This window comes from Actinoplanes couchii (genome assembly GCF_016862075.1).
Lineage (GTDB): Bacteria > Actinomycetota > Actinomycetes > Mycobacteriales > Micromonosporaceae > Actinoplanes > Actinoplanes couchii.
This window is the reverse complement of the sequence record NZ_BOMG01000036.1, coordinates 1-18,113: the sequence shown is the minus strand read 5'-3', so window position 1 is coordinate 18,113 and position 18,113 is coordinate 1. Positions and strand designations below refer to the sequence as shown.

At 70.7% G+C, this 18,113-nt stretch carries 22 protein-coding genes; 11 read left to right on the top strand and 11 right to left on the bottom strand.

Going from position 1 to position 18,113, the window contains the following annotated elements; translation table 11 throughout:
- The first annotated feature begins 68 nt into the window (after window positions 1–68).
- The 3 genes from mshB to Aco03nite_RS12310 all read left to right on the top strand — a co-directional run bounded on the left by mshB (window position 69) and on the right by Aco03nite_RS12310 (window position 2,053).
- Window positions 69–947 (top strand): N-acetyl-1-D-myo-inositol-2-amino-2-deoxy-alpha-D-glucopyranoside deacetylase, encoded by an 879-nt coding sequence (mshB, locus tag Aco03nite_RS12320; RefSeq protein WP_203795197.1) that lies wholly within the window; start codon window positions 69–71, stop codon window positions 945–947.
- A complete protein-coding gene (locus tag Aco03nite_RS12315; protein WP_239145089.1) occupies window positions 944–1,471 on the top strand; it encodes a hypothetical protein in 528 nt (175 codons plus the stop codon). Before mshB ends, Aco03nite_RS12315 begins: the two co-directional genes overlap by 4 nt.
- 108 nt (window positions 1,472–1,579) lie before the next feature.
- Window positions 1,580–2,053 carry a hypothetical protein gene (locus Aco03nite_RS12310; RefSeq protein WP_203795182.1) on the top strand — a complete coding sequence of 158 codons (474 nt, stop codon included), beginning with the start codon at window positions 1,580–1,582 and terminating at the stop codon, window positions 2,051–2,053.
- Here Aco03nite_RS12310 and Aco03nite_RS12305 read toward each other — a convergent pair.
- Window positions 2,050–3,009, bottom strand: a complete 960-nt coding sequence (locus tag Aco03nite_RS12305) for a GNAT family N-acetyltransferase (RefSeq protein WP_203795181.1) — start codon at window positions 3,007–3,009, stop codon at window positions 2,050–2,052. The genes Aco03nite_RS12310 and Aco03nite_RS12305 overlap by 4 nt on opposite strands.
- 83 nt (window positions 3,010–3,092) lie before the next feature.
- Here Aco03nite_RS12305 and fdxA point away from each other — a divergent pair, with 83 nt between their 5' ends.
- The 3 genes from fdxA to Aco03nite_RS12295 are packed head-to-tail and all read left to right on the top strand — an operon-like array spanning window position 3,093 to window position 5,232.
- Window positions 3,093–3,419 carry a ferredoxin gene (gene fdxA, locus Aco03nite_RS52845; protein WP_239145088.1) on the top strand — a complete coding sequence of 109 codons (327 nt, stop codon included), beginning with the start codon at window positions 3,093–3,095 and terminating at the stop codon, window positions 3,417–3,419.
- On the top strand, window positions 3,416–4,519 hold the full coding sequence (gene dapC / locus Aco03nite_RS12300) for a succinyldiaminopimelate transaminase (protein ID WP_239145092.1): 1,104 nt from the start codon (window positions 3,416–3,418) through the stop codon (window positions 4,517–4,519). The genes fdxA and dapC overlap by 4 nt, the downstream gene beginning before the upstream one ends.
- 35 nt (window positions 4,520–4,554) lie before the next feature.
- Window positions 4,555–5,232: an SIMPL domain-containing protein gene (locus Aco03nite_RS12295; protein WP_203795179.1), complete on the top strand. Its 678-nt coding sequence runs from the start codon at window positions 4,555–4,557 to the stop codon at window positions 5,230–5,232.
- A 63-nt stretch (window positions 5,233–5,295) separates the two neighbouring features.
- Here Aco03nite_RS12295 and Aco03nite_RS12290 read toward each other — a convergent pair whose 3' ends face one another.
- The 8 genes from Aco03nite_RS12290 to Aco03nite_RS12255 form a co-directional block, all read right to left on the bottom strand.
- Window positions 5,296–5,877 carry a hypothetical protein gene (locus Aco03nite_RS12290; protein ID WP_203795178.1) on the bottom strand — a complete coding sequence of 194 codons (582 nt, stop codon included), beginning with the start codon at window positions 5,875–5,877 and terminating at the stop codon, window positions 5,296–5,298.
- A 238-nt stretch (window positions 5,878–6,115) separates the two neighbouring features.
- Window positions 6,116–6,958: a hypothetical protein gene (locus Aco03nite_RS12285; RefSeq protein ID WP_203795177.1), complete on the bottom strand. Its 843-nt coding sequence runs from the start codon at window positions 6,956–6,958 to the stop codon at window positions 6,116–6,118.
- On the bottom strand, window positions 6,955–7,350 hold the full coding sequence (locus tag Aco03nite_RS12280; RefSeq protein WP_203795176.1) for a hypothetical protein: 396 nt from the start codon (window positions 7,348–7,350) through the stop codon (window positions 6,955–6,957). Before Aco03nite_RS12280 ends, Aco03nite_RS12285 begins: the two co-directional genes overlap by 4 nt.
- A 247-nt stretch (window positions 7,351–7,597) precedes the next feature.
- A complete protein-coding gene (locus Aco03nite_RS12275; protein WP_203795175.1) occupies window positions 7,598–8,077 on the bottom strand; it encodes a hypothetical protein in 480 nt (159 codons plus the stop codon).
- Window positions 8,078–8,148: 71 nt separating this feature from the next.
- Complete coding sequence (locus Aco03nite_RS12270; RefSeq protein WP_203795174.1) at window positions 8,149–8,826, bottom strand: hypothetical protein; 678 nt, start codon at window positions 8,824–8,826, stop codon at window positions 8,149–8,151.
- Window positions 8,827–9,314: 488 nt separating this feature from the next.
- A complete protein-coding gene (locus Aco03nite_RS12265) occupies window positions 9,315–10,064 on the bottom strand; it encodes a class I SAM-dependent methyltransferase (RefSeq protein ID WP_203795173.1) in 750 nt (249 codons plus the stop codon).
- A gap of 115 nt (window positions 10,065–10,179) precedes the next feature.
- Window positions 10,180–11,205 (bottom strand): DNA polymerase III subunit beta family protein, encoded by a 1,026-nt coding sequence (locus Aco03nite_RS12260; protein WP_203795195.1) that lies wholly within the window; start codon window positions 11,203–11,205, stop codon window positions 10,180–10,182.
- Between the two features lie 44 nt (window positions 11,206–11,249).
- Window positions 11,250–11,849: a LysE/ArgO family amino acid transporter gene (locus Aco03nite_RS12255; RefSeq protein ID WP_203795172.1), complete on the bottom strand. Its 600-nt coding sequence runs from the start codon at window positions 11,847–11,849 to the stop codon at window positions 11,250–11,252.
- A gap of 70 nt (window positions 11,850–11,919) precedes the next feature.
- Here Aco03nite_RS12255 and Aco03nite_RS12250 point away from each other — a divergent pair, with 70 nt between their 5' ends.
- Window positions 11,920–12,738, top strand: coding sequence for a LysR family transcriptional regulator ArgP (locus Aco03nite_RS12250; RefSeq protein ID WP_203795171.1), 819 nt, complete (start codon window positions 11,920–11,922; stop codon window positions 12,736–12,738).
- Here Aco03nite_RS12250 and dapD read toward each other — a convergent pair.
- Complete coding sequence (dapD, locus tag Aco03nite_RS12245) at window positions 12,728–13,675, bottom strand: 2,3,4,5-tetrahydropyridine-2,6-dicarboxylate N-succinyltransferase (protein ID WP_203795170.1); 948 nt, start codon at window positions 13,673–13,675, stop codon at window positions 12,728–12,730. The genes Aco03nite_RS12250 and dapD overlap by 11 nt on opposite strands.
- A 67-nt stretch (window positions 13,676–13,742) precedes the next feature.
- Between dapD and dapE the strand changes: the two genes are divergently transcribed.
- A complete protein-coding gene (dapE, locus tag Aco03nite_RS12240) occupies window positions 13,743–14,813 on the top strand; it encodes a succinyl-diaminopimelate desuccinylase (RefSeq protein WP_203795169.1) in 1,071 nt (356 codons plus the stop codon).
- Here dapE and Aco03nite_RS12235 read toward each other — a convergent pair.
- Entirely contained in the window at window positions 14,792–14,935 is a 144-nt protein-coding gene (locus tag Aco03nite_RS12235; RefSeq protein ID WP_203795168.1) for a hypothetical protein, read from the bottom strand. The genes dapE and Aco03nite_RS12235 overlap by 22 nt on opposite strands.
- A 158-nt stretch (window positions 14,936–15,093) precedes the next feature.
- Between Aco03nite_RS12235 and Aco03nite_RS12230 the strand changes: the two genes are divergently transcribed.
- The 3 genes from Aco03nite_RS12230 to Aco03nite_RS12220 all read left to right on the top strand — a co-directional run.
- A complete protein-coding gene (locus Aco03nite_RS12230; protein ID WP_203795167.1) occupies window positions 15,094–15,852 on the top strand; it encodes an LOG family protein in 759 nt (252 codons plus the stop codon).
- A 2-nt stretch (window positions 15,853–15,854) separates the two neighbouring features.
- Window positions 15,855–16,457 carry an LOG family protein gene (locus Aco03nite_RS12225; protein WP_203795166.1) on the top strand — a complete coding sequence of 201 codons (603 nt, stop codon included), beginning with the start codon at window positions 15,855–15,857 and terminating at the stop codon, window positions 16,455–16,457.
- A 489-nt stretch (window positions 16,458–16,946) separates the two neighbouring features.
- Window positions 16,947–18,113 (top strand): UvrD-helicase domain-containing protein (locus tag Aco03nite_RS12220; RefSeq protein WP_239145091.1); only part of this gene is annotated, 1,167 nt, incomplete at its 3' end.

Sequence of the window (18,113 nt, the reverse complement as noted above, 5' to 3'; positions counted from 1 at the left end):
GACTCGCGCCGGGCAAACCCGGGGCTGGTGGGCCGATTCGGTCGGTGGTCGCGCGTACAGTAGCGGCCGTGACTGAGAAGCTCCCTGCCCGCCGCCTGCTGCTGGTCCACGCCCATCCCGACGACGAGGTCACCGGTACCGGCGCGACGATGGCGCACTATGTCTCCGACGGCGCCCACGTGACCCTGGTCACCTGCACCCTGGGCGAAGAGGGCGAGATCCACGTTCCCGAGCTGGAGAAGCTGGGCGCGGCCCACTCCGACCAGCTCGGCGGCTACCGCCTGGTCGAGTGGGAGCGGGCGTGCACCGCGCTCGGCGTCACCGACCACCGGATGCTCGGCGGCGCCGGGCGCTACCGGGACTCCGGCATGATGGGCCTGCCGACCAACGATCACCCGCGCTCGTTCTGGAGCGCCGACGTGGACGAGGCGGCCGCCCACCTGGTCGAGATCATCCGGGAGATCCGCCCGCAGGTGATGATCACCTACGACGAGAACGGCTTCTACGGTCACCCCGACCACATCCAGGCGCACCGGGTCGCGATGCGGGCCGCCGAGCTGGCGGGCGAGGACGGCCCGGAGAAGATCTACTGGACGGCGATGCCGCTGAGTGTGCTCCGGGACGGCATGGAGGCGTTCCGGGAGTCCGGCGACAACCCGTTCGCCGAGGTGGAGAAGGTCGAGGACCTGCCGTTCGGTACGCCGGACGAGGAGATCGCCGCGCGGATGGACGGCACCGACCACTACGCGAAGAAGACCGCCGCGATGCGGGCGCACGCCACCCAGATCCCGGACAACTCCTGGCTGTACGGGATCGCCGGCGAATTCGGCAACGAGTTCATGGGCGTCGAGTACTTCACGCTCGTCAAGGGCGGGCGCGGGCCGGGTTCGGGGCCGTTCGGCTGGGAGTCCGACCTGTTCAGCGGCTTGGACGTGGCCGGGAGATGACCGAGCTGGAGACCGCCCCGGAGCCGGAGGCCACCCCCGGCCCGCCGTACGCGGAGGTGGAGCGCCCGCAGCCGTGGGCCGGCTGGGGCCGGGTGATCTCGATCGCCGGTCTCGTGGTGACCGTCGTCGCGACGCTGCTCACCGCGTTCCTGGAGCTGTCGCTGAGTTCACTGCGGACCGGTGCGGTCGGCGCGGTGCTGGACGGCGACTCGCCCTACTCGGGTGCCGGTTCCGCGGTCCCGGTGGCGGTGCTGGTGGCGATCGGGGCGAACCTGGCGCTCGGCTGGTTCGTGGTGACCACCACCGGCCGGCGGGCGGCACTCGGTCTGCCCTGGGCGCTGTGGACGCTGGTGATGCTGATGGCGGCGGGCAGCCGGACGCCGGAGGGCGATTTCCTGCTCAGTGAGGAGAACTGGGTGTCGGTGGTGACGATCCTGGCCGGCAGCCTGACGTTCGCCGTACACGCCTATAAGTTGATCTTGAGGCCGCCAACTGTCAGCCGACTCCCAGCCGCCGTCGAGTAATCCCGCACGCACCATCCGCGAAGATGAGCGGGAGATCGAGCACCTCCGGTGTCGTGGGCGCTACGATCCCGCCCACGACATCCACCGCGCCCATTCCTGGAGGACGAGATGAGGCAACAGCGCTGGTTCCGGATCACGGCGCTGGCGATCGCCCTGTTCGCGATCAACGCGATCGCCCGGCTGGTGATCCGTTTCAGCTTCGACAGTGACGACGACACCGCTCTCGGGTTCGCGTCGATCGCCATGTTCTCGGTGATCGCGGTGATCCTGGCGGTTCTGACGTTCGTCCGGGCCCAGCAGGTCAAGCCGGGTGACTGGCTGCCCGACGTCGGGTTCGGCGCGCTCGCCGGCCTGGCCCTGATCGTCCTGGTGGGACCGTTCGCCAGCGGCGAGAGCCCGTTCCAGGGCGGCGCCGGCAACTTCTTCGCCCAGATCTGGCTGTTCGGGGCGTGCGCGATCGCCGGCACCCTGATCGGTTACTGGGTGACCGTGATGCTGGGCCGCGACCACCGCTCCAAGGCGCTGAAGGCGTTCACCGCGGCCCGGACCGAGCGCCCGCGCCGCGTGGTGGGCCGCCGCTAGACCGGGGCTTCCCTGGTCAGGTAGGTGTGGTGGGTGGTGAAGCCGAGCCGGCCGTACAACGCCACGGCCGGCGCGTTCCGCTCCTCCACCTGGAGGTAGGCGCGACCCGCGTCGCGCTGGGCCGCCCACTGCGCCAGCGCCCGCACCACGTGCTGCCCGAGGCCCCGGCGCCGGGCGGCCGGTGCGGTCTGCAGCAGCGACACACCGAGCCAGCGATCCGGGCCGGTCACCGCGCCCCGGGCCACCGCGAGCAGCTCACCGTCGGTGTCGCGGACATGGGCGAAGACCTTTTCCGGTACGCCGTTCAGAATGCTCAGCGCCGAGGCCGGCAGGGTGCCCTTGTGCTCGGCGACCATCGCGTACCAGTCGTCGCCGGCCGAGTCGGCCAGGTCGACCGGCGGCAGATCGGTGCGGGCCGGGCCGGCCAGCAGCGGGGCCAGCGGGGCGGTCTGCACCAGGGTCAGCGGCCGGCTGGCCCAGCCCCGCTGGTCGAGCGCCGCGTTGACCGGGGCGGCCAGCGGCATCGGCGCGTTGATCAGCGGCCGCTGCCCACGCTCCCGGTACCACTTCCCGACCGCGTCGATCGCCGCCTCCAGCGTGCGGTCCGGGTCGCCGACGGCCAGCGCCGAGTTGGCCCGGCCGGTCCAGTTGTCCGCGGCCCGCAGGATCCACCCGCCGAGCCGGGCCCGGACCGGTGCGGGCCAGGCCTCGTCGGCGGCGTGTTCCAGCGCGATCACCGAGGCGGCGTGCGGGCGGCGGGCGGCCGGCACCCGTTTGGCGCGGTGCACCTCGCGCAACGGCACCCGCACGGTGCCTTTGGCGGTGGCGATGGTGAGTTCGGTCTCGGTGAGGTCGACTAGCTCACCGAGGGCGTCCGTGAAGAGCGTGCGGTCCCCGGTTACGCCTACAATTCGCCGTACCACCACCCGGTGTCCCACATCCTGCTGTCGGAGCACGTAATACCTCCCTAGGCGGGAATACTAGGCTCTGCAATTCGTCGTCGGCGGTCTCCGCGGCGTGGCTTTGAAGGGAAAGACCCGTGACCTACATCATCGCTGAGCCCTGCCTCGATGTTCTCGACAAGGCATGCATCGAGGAGTGCCCGGTCGACTGCATCTACGAGGGCAACCGGATGCTCTACATCCACCCCGATGAGTGCGTCGACTGCGGGGCCTGTGAGCCGGTCTGCCCGGTGGAGGCGATCTTCTACGAGGACGACGTCCCGGAGCAGTGGAAGGACTACACGAACGCGAACTACGAGTTCTTCGAGGACCAGGGTTCGCCCGGTGGCGCCTCCAAGGTCGGCAAGATCGACAAGGACGCGACGTTCATCCTGGCCCAGCCGCCGCGTGGGGACGCACACTGAGCGCCCTGTCGTCGGCCCTGCCGGACTTCCCCTGGGATCTGCTGGAGCCGGCCAAGACGATCGCCCGGGCCCACCCGGACGGCATCGTGGACCTGTCGGTCGGCACACCCGTCGACCCGGTCCCGGCGGTCGTCCGGCAGGCTCTCGCCGACACCTCGGACTCGCCCGGCTACCCGCTGACCGCCGGCACGCCGCAGTTGCGTGCCGCGATCGCGGGCTGGCTGGCCCGGGAGTGCGGCGCCTCCGGTGAGTTCGGCGTGCTGCCGACCATCGGCTCGAAGGAGCTGGTCGCCTGGCTGCCCACCCTGCTCGGGGTCCGGCCCGGTGACGTGGTCGTCATCCCGCAGGTCTGCTACCCGACGTACGAGGTCGGCGTGAAGCTGGCCGGCGCCGAGGTGTTCCGGAGCGACTCGCTCACCGCGATCGGCCCCGACCCCCGGGTCAAACTGATCTGGATCAACTCGCCGTCCAACCCGACCGGCAAGGTGCTCCCGGTCGAGCACCTGCGCAAGGTGGTCGCCTGGGCCCGCGAGCGCGGCGTCACCGTGGTCAGCGACGAGTGCTACCTGTCGCTGGGCTGGGACACCACGCCGGTCTCGGTGCTCTCCGACGAGGTCACCGGCGGCGACTACACCGGAGTGCTGGCGGTGCACTCGCTCTCCAAGCGCTCCAACCTGGCCGGTTACCGCGCCGGTTTCGTCGGCGGCGACCCGGCCCTGATCGCCGAGCTGCTGGCGGTGCGCAAACACGCCGGCATGATCGTCCCGGCGCCGGTGCAGGCGGCCATGGTCGCCGCGCTGACCGACGAGGAGCATGTCGCGCAGCAGCGGGAGCGCTATGCCGCCCGGCGCGAGATCCTGCGGTCCGCGCTGGTCAAGGCCGGTTTCGAGATCAGCCACTCGGAAGCGGGCCTCTACCTGTGGGCGACCCGCGACGAGGACTGCTGGACCACCGTGGACCGGTTGGCCCGGCACGGCATCCTCGCCGCGCCCGGCGCGTTCTACGGCCCAGCGGCCGCGAAACACGTGCGGATCGCCATGACCGCGACCGACGAGCGGGTGGCGGCCGCCGCCGACCGGCTCGCCGAGTTCTCTGCCTAGCTCGCCGGCTTTTCTTCCTGGAGAGGGTGCCCGCCGTGGACCAGACGATCGTTAGCGTTCACGGCGAGGCACGCCGCGAGGTGCCGCCGGAGCAGGCCCAGTTCTCGGTGTCGGTGAACGCCACCGACAAGGACAAGACCGCGGTGGTCACCCGTCTCACCCGGCGCGCGGCCGAGGTCGATCAACTGCTAGACCGCTTCGGTACGGCCGTCGAGCGCCGGGAGACCACCGGCATCCAGGTGCACCCGGAGTTCAAACGCCGCAGCGAGAAGGCCGTGGCCTATTCCGGATCGGTCACCACCACTGTCACCGTCACCGACTTCGACCCGCTCGGTGAACTGCTCGCCCAGCTCGCCACCGGTGACCTGACCTCGGTCTCCGGCCCGTGGTGGCAGCTGCGCCCGGGCAGCCGGGCCGGTGCCGACGTGCGGCGGGAAGCGGTGGCCGACGCGCTCGACCGGGCCCGGGAGTACGCCGCCGCGGTCGGTTCCGAGGTGGACCGGATCATCGAGATCGCCGACGCCGACACCGGCGGGCACCGGCCGATGATGCGGGCCGTCGCGTTCGACATGGCCGAGGCCTCGGGCGACGCGGCACCCGCCTTCGACCTGCACCCGCAGGAGCAGGGTGTCGAGGCGCGGGTGCTGCTGCGGGTCACCATCACCGAGCCGACCGTTCTCGCCCCGATCTCGGCGTCTTCTTCGCCTTCGTAAGCCTCTTCGCCTTCGTAGCTCTCGCCGTCTTCTTCGCCTTCTACGAGCTGACCGCTTCGCCCTTCAGGAGCTGACCGCTTTCGCCTGGACCGGCACGGTGAATGTCGCGCCCTTGCACGACGCCGGGCCGGTGGCCCGCATCGTCAGCGCCTTGGGCAGGATGAACGCGCCGATCGTGTTCCGCGGCACCTCCCACGACACCGGGAACTCCTTGCGTGTCAGCTCGACCCGCGGGTTGGTGCACCCGGCGTCCCGGCGCACCTGGTCGGCGACGATCCGCCCGGTGGCCGGCAGGATCGAAGTGATCCGTACCGGGTTCGAGTACTGGTTCGTCACCGTCACCGTCAGGTTGCCCACGTCACCGGGGGTCAGCGCCCGGCTCGGGTCCGAGGTGGCGGTCAGCGTGATCTCCACACTGGCCGCGGCCGCCGCGTGGGTGCGGGCCGAACCGTTGAAATGCCAGTACGCCCAGGCCGCCCCGGCATTCGCGAGCAGCGCGGCGACCGCCGCGATGGTGAGGATCATCCGGGCCCGGCGGTCGAACCGCCGTCGCGGCCCGGGATGCCGCACCTCCCACGTGGGTTCCTCGTGGTCGGCGGGATCCAGCTCGAAGTACTGGTCGGGTAGGACATCGCGCCGATTCACGAAATAACCTCGGTAGCGGCAGCCGCGCGGGTCTCGCTCAGTTCGGGCATGCGGCTCGCTCCTCCTCGAAGGCCGGTGAGAATGATGCCGGGTTCGGCGCTCATACAACGTTCCCCGATAGAGATGTCCGATGTGATCGGTTTTCCGTACGCCCTTCCAGCGCATAAATCGGACAGGTCTGCCCATACGGATTACCCCCGCGGGGTGACCGCTTCGGAAGATCAGCGGAGCCGGATCGCTAGACGTCACCTCCGCCGGACGACTCGGCCGATGACGAATCCGGCGACGGGGACGAATGCGCCGGCGGACTGGCCGCGGGCGGCTCGGCACTCGGCCCCGGGGTGACCGACGCGCTCGGCTGAGGCCCGTCGTCGCCGGTCCCGCTGCCGCTGTCCTTCCGCGGTTCGGCGCTCTTCTCCTGGGCCGGATCGCGCTTCTGCGCCGTGGTCTCCTCGGTCTTCCTGGTGGCCTGATCCAGGGTCTTCTCCGCTGGCACGGTGATCCGGTCACTGAGCGGCCCGTTCGGCCCGCTCCACCGCTGCCCGGCCACCGCCCGAACCGTGTAGGCCACCGTGCTCCCCGCCCGCACCGAACCATCCACGCAGCTCAGCGTGGCCGCCGGAACCCGGCAGACCTCAGTCCCGCCCCCGCCGCCCGCGCTCTGGTTCCCACCCGTCGCCGTCTGGTCCGCACGGCTCTCGGCCTGATCCCCGCCCGTCTCGGCCTGGTCCCCGCGGGTCTCCTCGGTCCGGTCCCCGTCCGTCTTCGTCCGGTCCCCGCCTGCCTTGCTCTGGTCCCGGTTCTTGCTGGCCTTGTCGTCGCGCGTGTGCCGGAAGACGGCGTATCCACCGACCGGTGCTCCGGACGAGAACCGGACCGCCCGCCAGCTGATCTTCGGCGCGCCATCCGCGGTGAGCACCACCTTCGGCTCGGCAACCCGCGGAAGGCGATCACCGGCGGTGATCGCGACGCCTGAGTCGGTACCCACCGACCAGTTCGCCGAGGCGGTGAGCCCGCTGCCCACAGCGACAACTCCGACGGCCCCGGCCACGACGATCCCCGCCCCGATACGCCGCCTCACCGCTCCACCCCGGCACCCCGAGTTGTGTCGGCGTCGTGTGCGGTGCGGGGTTTCACGCGTACTGCGGAAGCGGTGGTGGTTTTGTGGGGCTTTGTCTCGACGGCTCGGGCGGTGAAGGCGAGGCGGAACGTGGTCCGCTGGCAGGCGTCGGCGACGGTGTCCGGCATTCGCACCTCGAACTCTCCGGCGGTGGCCCGCCCTCGGGCCGGAACCCACAGCGGCAACCGACCGAGGTAGGGCCCGATCCGCAGATTGGTACCGGTCGGACGGCACCGCCATCGGGAACTCCCGGCGACCCGGGCCTCGATCCGCCGCACCGTGATCGCGAACGGGTAGGGGTTGCTGATGGTCACCGTGGTTCGCCGGACCGAGCCCGGAATCAGGTCTGACATGGAGGTTCCGTTCACCTCGAACGAATAGGTGGCCCGCTCGACCGGCCGCACCTCAGGCCGGGTGCCGGCCACGAGCCCAGCGAGAACGGCCACAATGCCCGCAACCGCCAGAAGCCGGCTACGCCCAAGTCCCGCGACGACCGGAAGTCGGCTCCCGGCGCCGGTGGTGGCCGGAGGTCGGCGGCGGCCGATGACCGTGATCGCCGGGAGGTGGCGGCGGGCGAATGCTGTGACTGTGGAGAGGCGGCTACGCATCGCTGCGCCCGGTCAAGGTCAATGGCAGGGTGAAGGTGGCGCCCTGGCAGGCCGAGTCGGAGTCGTCGGTCATGCGGACCGCGGCCGGTAGCAGGACGTTGGCGCTGGAGTCGGGGGCGATGTCCAGGGCGACGCTGTAGACCGGCCTGCTCAGTGAGACCCCGGTCCGGAGGCAGCCCGCCTTCCGGTGCTTGTCGTCGGCGGTGGCGGTGGCCGAACCCGGCCGGATCCGGTCCACCCGCACCGGGAACGTGTTGTCGTTGCGGACCATGACCAGGAGGTCCAGGCCGGCGCCGGGGTACAGCGGCGTCCCGGGATCGGGGCGGCCCGCCGCGAGGAGTTCGATCACGGTGCCGCCGCGCGCGGTCGCGTTGCCCTTCCCGCCGACACTCCACAGGGCCCAGGCGGCGCCCCCGACGGCGACGAGCGCCACCGCGATCACCACGGCCAGCGCCGATTTGGCTTTCCGCACAGCTCCGCCCCTCTCTGCTCGAGACACGAACGGGACCGGAGGCGGACGGTGCCCCCGGTCCCGCGAGAAGGTCAGGAAGCCGCCGGCTCGGACTCGCCGAGAAGGCTCTTCGGGTGGTTGGAGCCGCCGCCGTTACCCGGACCGCCGCCGTTGCCCGAGCCGCCGCCGTTGCCCGAGCCGCCGCCGTTGCCCGAGCCGCCGCCGTTGCCCGAGCCGCCGCCGTTGCCCGAGCCGCCGGGGTTGCCGGTGCCGCCCGGGTTGCTGACGCTGCTGGAATGGCTTTCCGCCCCGACCCGGGTGGTGAACGAGAACTTGGCGTTCTTGCAGTCCTCCGACGGGTTGCTGGACATCACCAGCGAGTTGGCGAAGGTGAAGTCGAACGTGACCGACCCGCTAGCGGGAGCGGCCGGGACCACGATCCCGCTGGGGATGCCGGCCTTCGTGTTCTGCTCGATGTTCCGGCCGTCGCAGTTCTTCGTGCTGCTGGTGAAGCCCTCGAACACGACCGTCTTGATCAGGACCGGGAACCGGTTCTTGTTGACGACGGTGATCTTCACGTCGCTGGTGCTGCCCGGGACCAGCGGAGTCGTGCTCGCACCGGTGACCGCCAGCGGTACCACGGTGCCCGCCGAGGCCGAGGCGCTGCCGGATCCGCTGAGGCTCCAGGCGGCGTAGGCGGCGCCGGCCCCACCGATCGCCACGACACCGGCGGCGGCAAGGGCGGCGGAGCGCTTGGTGAATTTACGCATGGGAATGTTCCTCCGGGAACGCTTATGCGAGTGCGACACCCGGACGAGTCGGGAGCGACTGAATCGGGGTGCACGTCGTTGAACGGGTGTGCCCGGGGCCGTCGAGGTCACCCGGTGCTGCGACAAAGATGGCGGAGCCGGGGGAACGGCGGCGATCGGCCGACCCGTCGGCCTGTTGCGGGCGGGACGGTGCCCGAACCGGGCCGTCCCGGCTAACCCGGAGGGGTGAAGACGGCCGATATGTCGATCAGCGTGGGCCCGGTGAAGATCGCGGGTTCGGAGCTTGACCAGCAATGACGTCCTGGCTGCACCGATCGGTCGGCGAGGCAAGCCCGGGCCCGGTCAAGATCTGTGCGGGAGCGCCCGATTCCGCCGAAATCCGGGGTCGAACGTGAATGGTGTCCCCGGTTTTCACGGGGAGTGCAGAACAATTTCCGGTGAACGGACCCGAAAGTGTCGACACCGTTCCCCTGAAAGAGGCTTACGCCTTACGCCTCTGTCGAGCGCTCGGCCTGGACCAGGAACCGGTGGGCCCGCACCGCGAATTCGCCCCGAGCCCGGATGACGGCGGTCAACCGGGCCAGCTCCCGCTCGTACCGCAGCGGGGTGAAGTCCCTGATCTGCCAGGGCACGGTGCGCAGGTGGTGGACGACCGCCGTGATGTCGCGGAAGGTGAGCAACGGGTGCTCCTCGCGCACGTCGGTGACCCGCAGCCCGGCCGCCTGCAGCGCGTTGACGGCGACCTCGGCGTCCCAGCGGCGTGGATGCGGGGGCGGGGCGCCGAGCGCGGTGTTCAGCTCGGCCAGGTCGTCACTGCCGACCTGCTGGGTGAGCAGCGTGCCGCCGGGCTTGAGCAGACGGGCGATGTCGGCGGCGGGCAGCCGCCCGTGCCGGCTGAGGACGAGATCGAACTCGTTCTCCTCGGACGGCATCTCGGTGAGCACCGGAACCCCGAAGGGCGCCAGCCGCTCCCGGGCGGCGGGTGTGTTGCGGGCCCACGTCTCGACCGCGACGGCGTGCGGCGGGAGCGGGGCCAGCTCGGCGAGCAGCTCGCCGCCGCCGGTGTCGAGGTCGAGCACGCTGAACGACCGGCGCACCAGGAGGCGGGCCAGTTCCAGGTACGACCACGACGGCTCGGACGCCACGGCCAGGCCGTCCAGCCAGGCGAATTCCCACCCGGTCATGGAGGCGCCGGTAGCCGCGGCGTTGAGCTCTTCCCCCTGCCGGTTGCTGCGCACGGACCGAAAGTAGCGGGAACCGATCCCCAGCAGCGACTCGATCCCACCGCCTTTCCAGGACCGGTGCCGGACTGTGGCTGAACGGTTACCAGAACCCGCGTCCACACCGAATCCGCTAGTGACGCACCGGCATGAGTAGCGAGAAATGGGACTCCGCGCCGACCGGCCGGATCATCAGTGGCAGGACCGGCCCGTCGAGCTCCAGCACCAGCTGACCGGACCCGCCCGCGGCCAGCGCCTGGAGCAGGAACTCCCGGTTCAGCGCGATGTGCCGGCCGGTGTCGGCGGCCCACTCGTCGGCGCCGACGGCCCGCAGCCCGGCCGCCGGATCGAGGCTGAGGACCGCGAGCGGGAACTCCCGGTCGACCGCCGGCCCGGTGGCGATCAGCTCGCGCAGCTCGTCGGTGCCGACCGTGATCCGCCGGGCCGCCGGGCCGGGACTGATCAGCCGCTGATAGTCTGGGAACTCCATGTCGATCGGCTCGTCCTCGACGACCGTGTCGCCGGCCTGCGCGGTGACCAGCCCCGGGTCCAGGTCGAGGACGATCGGCCCGCCACGGAACGCGCGCAGCCGCTCGGCGAACGCCAGCGGCAGGAACAGCCGGGCGGCTGTGCCCTCCACGATCGCGGGCGCGGTGGCCACCGCCATCCGGTACCGATCGGTGGCGACCAGCGTGACCGTGCCGTCGCCGGTCTCGAACAGCACCCCGGCTGGGATGGGGTCGGCGGAATCGGCCCCGGCGAACATCACCGAGGACAGGGCGGCGGACAGGTCGGCAGCGTTGAGCGTGACCCGGGTCATCAGCTTCTCCTCCAGATCGATCAGGGTGTGCAGGCGGAGAAGCTCACGCTTGGCGTCGGCCAGCCCCGACTCCAGCCTGGTCAGGTGGTTGTCCAACCTCACCCGTACCGCAGAAGGGTTGGGAAGGTCTTTGACCACCTCGGCGATCTCGGCGACCGGCATGCCCACCCGCCGCAGACCGGCGATCAGCCGGGCCGCCTTGACCTGCTCGCCGGTGTAGCGCCGATAGCCGGTCGACGGGTCGACCGCGGCGGGGACCAGCACGCCCGCACTGTCGTAGAACCGCAGCGCGCTGACGCTGAGCCCACTCGCCCGCGATGCCGCACCGATGCCCGTCAAACTCTCCACGTCACCGAACCCTGGTGTCTCGACCTGGTTGAGAGTCAAGCTTGCACGATCAGGGTCACACCGAGAACCGCCATCACGACCGCGATCGAACCGTCGAGCACCCGCCACGCGGCCGGCCGGGCCAGCACCGGAGCCAGCCAGCGGGCCCCGAGCCCGAGCGAGAAGAACCAGGTCAGGCTGGCGCCGGCGGCTCCGAGACCGAACGCCCAGCGGTCCGGGTGCTGCTGTGCCACCGAGCCGAGCAGCAGCACCGTGTCCAGGTAGACGTGCGGGTTCAGGTAGGTCAGCGCGAGGCAGGTGAGCAGAGTGGCCCGCAGCGTGGTGGGCGTCCGGGCCGCCGCCTCCATCGACGAGGGGCGCACCGCCCGGCGGGCCGCCAGCACCGCGTAACCGAGCAGGAACGCCGCTCCCGCCCACCGGATCGCGGTGATCAGCGCGGGGTGCGCGTTGAGCACCGCACCGAGCCCGGCGATGCCCGCGGAAATCAGGGCCAGATCGGACAGAGCGCAGGTCAGGACCACCGGGAGTACGTGTTCCCGGCGCAGGCCCTGGCGCAGGACGAACGCGTTCTGGGCCCCGATCGCGATGATCAGGACGGCCGAGGCGATGAATCCGGCGATGGCGGAGGAGAGCATGCCCTGACGCTAAGGTCCGTCCCGGCACAACTGAAGCTAATCATTCTGACGATGGATTAGTTTCCCTAACGTGGATCAGACGCAGTTGACGACCTTCCAGGCGGTCGTCGAGCAGGGTAGTTTCGAGGCGGCGGCCCGGGTGCTGCACGTCACCCCGTCCGCGGTCAGCCAGCGGATCAAGGCGCTCGAGCAGACCGTCGGCCAGGTGCTGGTGCGCCGGGCCAAACCGTGCGTGGCGACCACCGCCGGCGAGGCGCTGCTCCGGTTCGCCCACCAGGTGGAGCTGCTGGAGCGGGAGGCACTGGGCGCCGACACCCACCGTCTCTCGGTGGTGGTCAACGCCGACTCGCTGGACAGCTGGTTCCTGCCGGTGCTCACCGAGATGCCCGGGGTGCTCTTCGAACTGCACACCGATGACCAGGAACACACCACCGATCTGCTGCGCAGCGGTGCCGTGATGGCGGCGGTGACCTCCGAGCACGTGCCGGTGCAGGGCTGCCGGGTGGAGCGGCTCGGGGTGATGCGGTACCTCGCGGTGGCCGCACCCGGGTTCGACGCGAGTGATCTGCACACCGCGCCGGTGCTCGTCTACAACCGCAAGGACCGGCTGCAGCACCGGTTCATGACCGCCCGGTACGACCCGCCGGTCCACTACATCCCGGCGACCGCGCCGTTCAATCGGGCGCTGAGGCTCGGCCTGGGGTGGGGGATGCTTTACGAGCAGGACGCCATAAATGCCATTGAAAGCGGACATGTCGTAGACATTCGACCAGGTCGTTACCTCGACGTCCCGCTCTACTGGCAGTACTGGCGGATCAAGTCGACAACCCTGGAGACACTGACGGCCGCTGTAAGAACAGCGGCCGCCGATGCACTACTCAGTCGTTAGCGTGCAGAGCGCTGTTCAGCTCGATCCCGGTGCCCTTGCGCGGCTTCGCCTCCAGCGCCCCGGACAGCGAGTTCCGCCAGAACAGGAGATTGTTCACACCGGACAGCTCGATGGCCTTCACCACACGACCGTCGGGCAGTGCGATCTTCGACGCGGCGGTGATGTAGACGCCCGCCTCGACCACACAGTCGTCACCGAGCGAGATGCCGACACCCGCGTTCGCGCCGAGCAGGCTGCGCTCGCCGATCCGGATCTTCGCCTTGCCGCCGCCGGACAGGGTGCCCATGATCGACGAACCGCCGCCGATGTCCGAGCCGTCGCCGACCACCACACCCTGCACGATCCGGCCCTCGACCATCGAGGTGCCCAGCGTGCCGGCGTTGAAGTTGACGAATCCCTCCTGCATGACAGTGGTGCCCGGAGCCAGGTAGGCGCCCAGCCGAACCCGGTCGGCGTCGGCGATCCGCACCCCCGACGGCACCACGTAATCGGTCATCCGCGGGAACTTGTCCACTCCGAAGACGCTGAGCTGACGGCCCGCGGCGCGCTCCAGGAAGCGCAGCTCGTCGACCTTCTCCGGCGGCACCGGGCCGGCCGAGGTCCAGGCCACGTTGGCGAGCTTGCCGAAGACGCCGTCCAGGTTCAGCTCGTTCGGCCGGACCAGCCGGTGCGACAGCAGGTGCAGGCGCAGGTAGGCCTCGGACGCGTCGGCGATCGGGTCGGCCAGCGATTTGATCACGGTGCGGACCTCGACCGTGCTCAATCCGGGCAGAAGCTTCGGGCCGGTCAGCCCGGCCGGGAGCACCGGCAGGTCGGCGGGCTCCTCGCCGAGGCCCAGGAACCCGGCCGGGAACCAGGTGTCCAGCACCTGACCCTCAGCGGTCACGGTGGCGAGGCCGATGCCCCAGGCGGGCGAGGTCGAGATCGCGGTTTCCACGACCCGAACCCTACCGGAGGCCCGATGAGCCCTCAGGAGCGTCGCGACACCCCGGTATGGTGCGGACATGGCCAACCCGCTTACCCCGGACGTGCTGGTCGACCCGGTCGTGTTGACCCGCGCCCTGGTCGACGTCGAGTCCGTGTCCCGCGACGAGAAGGTGATCGCCGACTGCGTCGAGGACGTCCTCCGCTCGGTGAGCCACCTGAGCGTCCGCCGCCTCGGCAACACCGTGATGGCGCGCACCAAGCTGGGCCGCGAACAGCGGGTGATCCTCGCCGGCCACCTGGACACCGTCCCGATCAGCGGCAACTTCCCGTCCACCGTCGTCGACGACCTGATCTACGGCTGCGGCACCTCGGACATGAAGGGCGGCGTCGCGCTCGCCCTGCACCTGGCCGTCACGCTGCCCGATCCGATCTACGACGTGACCTACCTCTTCTACGAGTCCGAGGAGATCGAGTCCGAGTTCAACGGGCTCAACCTGGTCGCCGCCGAGCACCCCAAGTGGCTGCGCGGCGACTTCGCGGTGCTGCTCGAACCGACGTACGGCGCGGTCGAGGCCGGCTGCCAGGGCACCATGCGGGTCCGGCTGCGCACCAAGGGCCGCCGGGCGCACACCGCCCGCTCGTGGCGCGGGGTGAACGCCATCCACGCCGCCGCTGACGTGCTGCGCCGGCTGGAGGACTACCGCCCGCGGACCGTCACCATCGACGGCTGCACCTATCGGGAGGGCCTGAGCGCGGTCAGCATCTCCGGCGGGGTGGCCGGCAACGTGGTGCCCGACGAGTGTGTGGTCGACGTCAACCTGCGGTTCGCCCCGGACCGCTCGGAGAAGCAGGCCCTGGCCCACCTGCAGCAGGTCTTCGAGGGCTACGAGCTGGAGGTCACCGACTCGGCCCCCGGCGCCCTGCCCGGGCTGGACGCGGCGCCGGCCCGCGAGTTCATGGCCGCCGTCGGCATCGAGCCGGCCGGCAAGCTGGGCTGGACCGACGTGGCCCGGTTCGCCGCCCTCGGCATCCCGGCCCTGAACTACGGCCCCGGCGACCCGTCGCTGGCGCACGCGCCCGACGAGCACGTCGAGATCGGCAAGATCCGCGACGGCGTGGCCACCCTTTACCGCTGGCTGGCGCCGTAAGGGAACCCCTCCACCACGCGCTGTGGAGGCGGGATCTCCATCGTCACCTCCAGGTCCACAGCGGGTTCGGCGTCGCGAGCCGCACGCCGCTCCTCCAGCACCAGACGGATCCGATGCTGCATCCTGAGGCGTTGATGTCGATTCGTCACGTTGGCCGCTCCTTCGTGGGGAGCCCGATTGGTTGCTCCAATCTGGCAAAAAGGTCGACTGCTCGCAATCCTCTTACCGAAACCGACCCGGTTATTCACCGGGTGCTGAGCGGCCGCACTACCTTTGTGGCATGACGGACAGCACCAACGGGCGACCCCGGGAGCGTCACCGCGGGGCGGTCACCCTGCGTCGTGACTCGATCCCGCCGAGCACCGCCGATCAGAAACTGCTCGACTCGCAGAACCGGGACGAGTGGAAGACCAAGGACGCCTGGCGAGCACTGCGGATCCTGTCCGAGTTCGTCGAGGGCTTCGACACCCTCGCCGACCTGCCGCCCGCGGTGAGCGTCTTCGGCTCGGCCCGTAGCGCTCCGGACAGCTACGAGTGCGAGCTGGCCGAGAGCCTCGGCGCCGCCCTCGCCGAGCAGGGCTACGCGGTGATCACCGGCGGTGGTCCCGGCGTGATGGAGGCGGCCAACCGCGGTGTCACCGAAGCCGGCGGGCTCTCCGTCGGCCTCGGCATCGAGCTGCCGTTCGAGCAGGGCCTCAACCACTGGGTCGACGTCGGCATCGACTTCCGCTACTTCTTCGTCCGCAAGACCATGTTCGTGAAGTACGCGCAGGCCTTCGTGGTCCTCCCCGGCGGTTTCGGCACCCTCGACGAGCTGTTCGAGGCGATCACCCTGGTCCAGACGAAGAAGGTGACCCGCTTCCCGGTGATCCTGATGGGCACCGAGTACTGGGGTGGCCTCCTGGACTGGATGAAGCACCGGATGCTCGACGACGGCAAGATCAGCGCCGCGGACCTCGACCTGATCCAGGTCACCGACGACGTCGCCGAGGCCGTCCGGATCATCATGGACGCCGACCAGTCCCACGAGCAGGAGTGACGTTGGCCGCGATCTGTGTCTTCTGCGCCTCCTCCACCACCCTCGAACAGCGCTGGCTCGACCTGGCCACCGAGACCGGCCGGGTCCTGGCCGAACGTGGTCACACCCTGGTCTCCGGCGGCGGCCGGGTCGGCATGATGGGCACCGTCACCGAAGGCGCCCGCGCGGCCGGCGGCCACACCCTCGGCATCATCCCGCAGTGCCTGGTCGACCTGGAGGTGGCCGACGAGGCCTCCGGCGAGCTGGTGATCACCGGCGACATGGCCGACCGGAAAACCGTGATGATCGACCGCTCGGACGCCTTCATCACCCTCCCCGGTGGCCTCGGCACCCTGGACGAGCTGTTCGAGGTCTGGACCACCGCCACCCTGGACGTGCACCGCAAGCCGCTGATCCTGCTCGACCCGGACGGCTTCTACGACGGCCTGGTCACCTGGCTCGGCACCCTGGTCGACCAGAAGTTCGTCCGCCCCGCGGCGATGGACCTGCTGCTGGTCGCCCGCACGGTCCCCGAGGCGGTGAACCTGATCGAGACGACGCTGGCGGCAGGTCCGCGGTCCCCTTCCGGTGCGGCGTCCGGAACGGCCAGCCCCGCAGATCAATAGCCTCTTCCGGTACGAGTCCGGGGCCCTTCGCCGAACCACCTCTCCCGTGGCATCACGCGAGGCAGGCCCCACTCCAGGCCACCCCGCGACCGCCGGGCGGGATGCGGTGGTCCCGGCCACCCACCCTGCCTTGTCCCAGCCGGCCCTACCTCGCTTCACCCCACCTTGCTCCGCCTCCGCCCTACCTTGCCCGGGTCCACCTCGCCCCGCCTTGCTCTGCCCTACCTTGGCCCGGTCACGCCTTGCCGGCTTTGCGCAGCCTCGCCCTACTTTGCCAACCTTGCCTCGCTTTGGCCCGGGCCACCTGCCGCTCACCCTCTTCGCCCGGCTCCGGCTCGCTGCTCGCGCGGTGCGATCCGCGCCACAAGTCACCACGGAAGCGGGCCGGGCGGCCGCTGGCCGGAAATAACGTCGTACCGGCGTGCTCTCATAGATGCCGTGAGCACGCCGGTCCCTACTCCTCCGGTGCGCCGGCCCGCGAGTTACCGCCTGGTCCGGCGCCCCCGCCCGGTGCTGCCCGAGCTGCCGGCCGACCCGGTCCAGCGCCGCGTCATCGCCCACACCACCGGCCCCCTGCTGGTGCTCGGCGGTCCCGGCACCGGCAAGACCTCGGTCCTGGTCGAGTCGGTCGCCGCCCGCATCACCGAGGGCGTCGACCCGGAGCGGGTCCTGGTGCTCACGTTCGGCCGCCGCAGCGCCGCAGCGTTGCGCGACCGCATCGAGGCCCGGGTGGCCGACGAGCCCGGCCGCATAGTCCACGAGCCGCTGGTCCGGACCTTCCACGCCTACGCGTTCGGTCTCCTCCGCCGGGCCGCCGCCGAGCGGGGCGAGCCGTCCCCCCGCCTGCTGACCGGCCCCGAGCAGGACCTGATCATCCGAGAGCTGCTGTCCGCGGTCGGCGACCCGGAGGCCCCCGACCAGATCGGCTGGCCGGATGCCCTACGCCCGGCCCTGCCCACCAGGGCGTTCGCCCAGCAGCTGAGAGACCTGATGCAGAGGTCGGCGGAGCGGGGCGTCGGCCCGGTCGAGCTGGCCCGCCTGGGCGAGCGCCTGGGCCGGGACGACTGGCCGGCCGCGGCCCGTTTCCTGAGGGAATATGTGGCGGTCCTGGCCTTGAGGGATGTGACAACCCGGGGTTCGACGGCATACGACCCGGCAGAGCTGGTCCGAGCAGCCTCCGGCCTGCTGTCCGACGACCCGGCGTTGCTGGAGTCCGAGCGCCGCCGCCTGGCCCACGTCTACGTGGACGAGCTGGCCGAGACCGACCCGGCCCAGATGGAGCTGCTGAAACTGGTGACCGGAGGCGGAAAGCCGGTGGTGGCCTTCGCAGACCCCGACTCCTCGATCTACGGCTTCCGAGGCGCAGACCCCACAGCGGCAACAACGTTCCCGTCAACGTTCCGCAGAGTCTCCGGCACCCCAGCCGAAACAGTGGTTCTGCACACCAACTACCGAGCGGCCCCACCCCTACTGACAGCCACCACCAGAGTCTCCCGCCGCATGAGGGGCCCCACAGCCCACCGAGCCATGCACCCACCCACCCCCACACCTCCACCCCCCACCACACCGACTTCGCCCGAGCCGCCCGCGCCCGCGCCGACTTCGCCCGAGCCGCCCGCGCCCGCGCCGACTTCGCCCGAGCCGCCCGCGCCCGCG

Coding starts and splice junctions, on each gene's coding strand:
- dapE (WP_203795169.1), top strand. CDS start 13,743: ATGGCCAACCCGCTTACCCCGGACGTGCTGGTCGACCCGGTCGTGTTG.
- Aco03nite_RS12315 (WP_239145089.1), top strand. CDS start 944: ATGACCGAGCTGGAGACCGCCCCGGAGCCGGAGGCCACCCCCGGCCCG.
- Aco03nite_RS12280 (WP_203795176.1), bottom strand. CDS start 7,350: ATGTCAGACCTGATTCCGGGCTCGGTCCGGCGAACCACGGTGACCATC.
- Aco03nite_RS12230 (WP_203795167.1), top strand. CDS start 15,094: ATGACGGACAGCACCAACGGGCGACCCCGGGAGCGTCACCGCGGGGCG.
- Aco03nite_RS12235 (WP_203795168.1), bottom strand. CDS start 14,935: ATGCAGCATCGGATCCGTCTGGTGCTGGAGGAGCGGCGTGCGGCTCGC.
- Aco03nite_RS12255 (WP_203795172.1), bottom strand. CDS start 11,849: ATGCTCTCCTCCGCCATCGCCGGATTCATCGCCTCGGCCGTCCTGATC.
- Aco03nite_RS12270 (WP_203795174.1), bottom strand. CDS start 8,826: ATGCGTAAATTCACCAAGCGCTCCGCCGCCCTTGCCGCCGCCGGTGTC.
- Aco03nite_RS12310 (WP_203795182.1), top strand. CDS start 1,580: ATGAGGCAACAGCGCTGGTTCCGGATCACGGCGCTGGCGATCGCCCTG.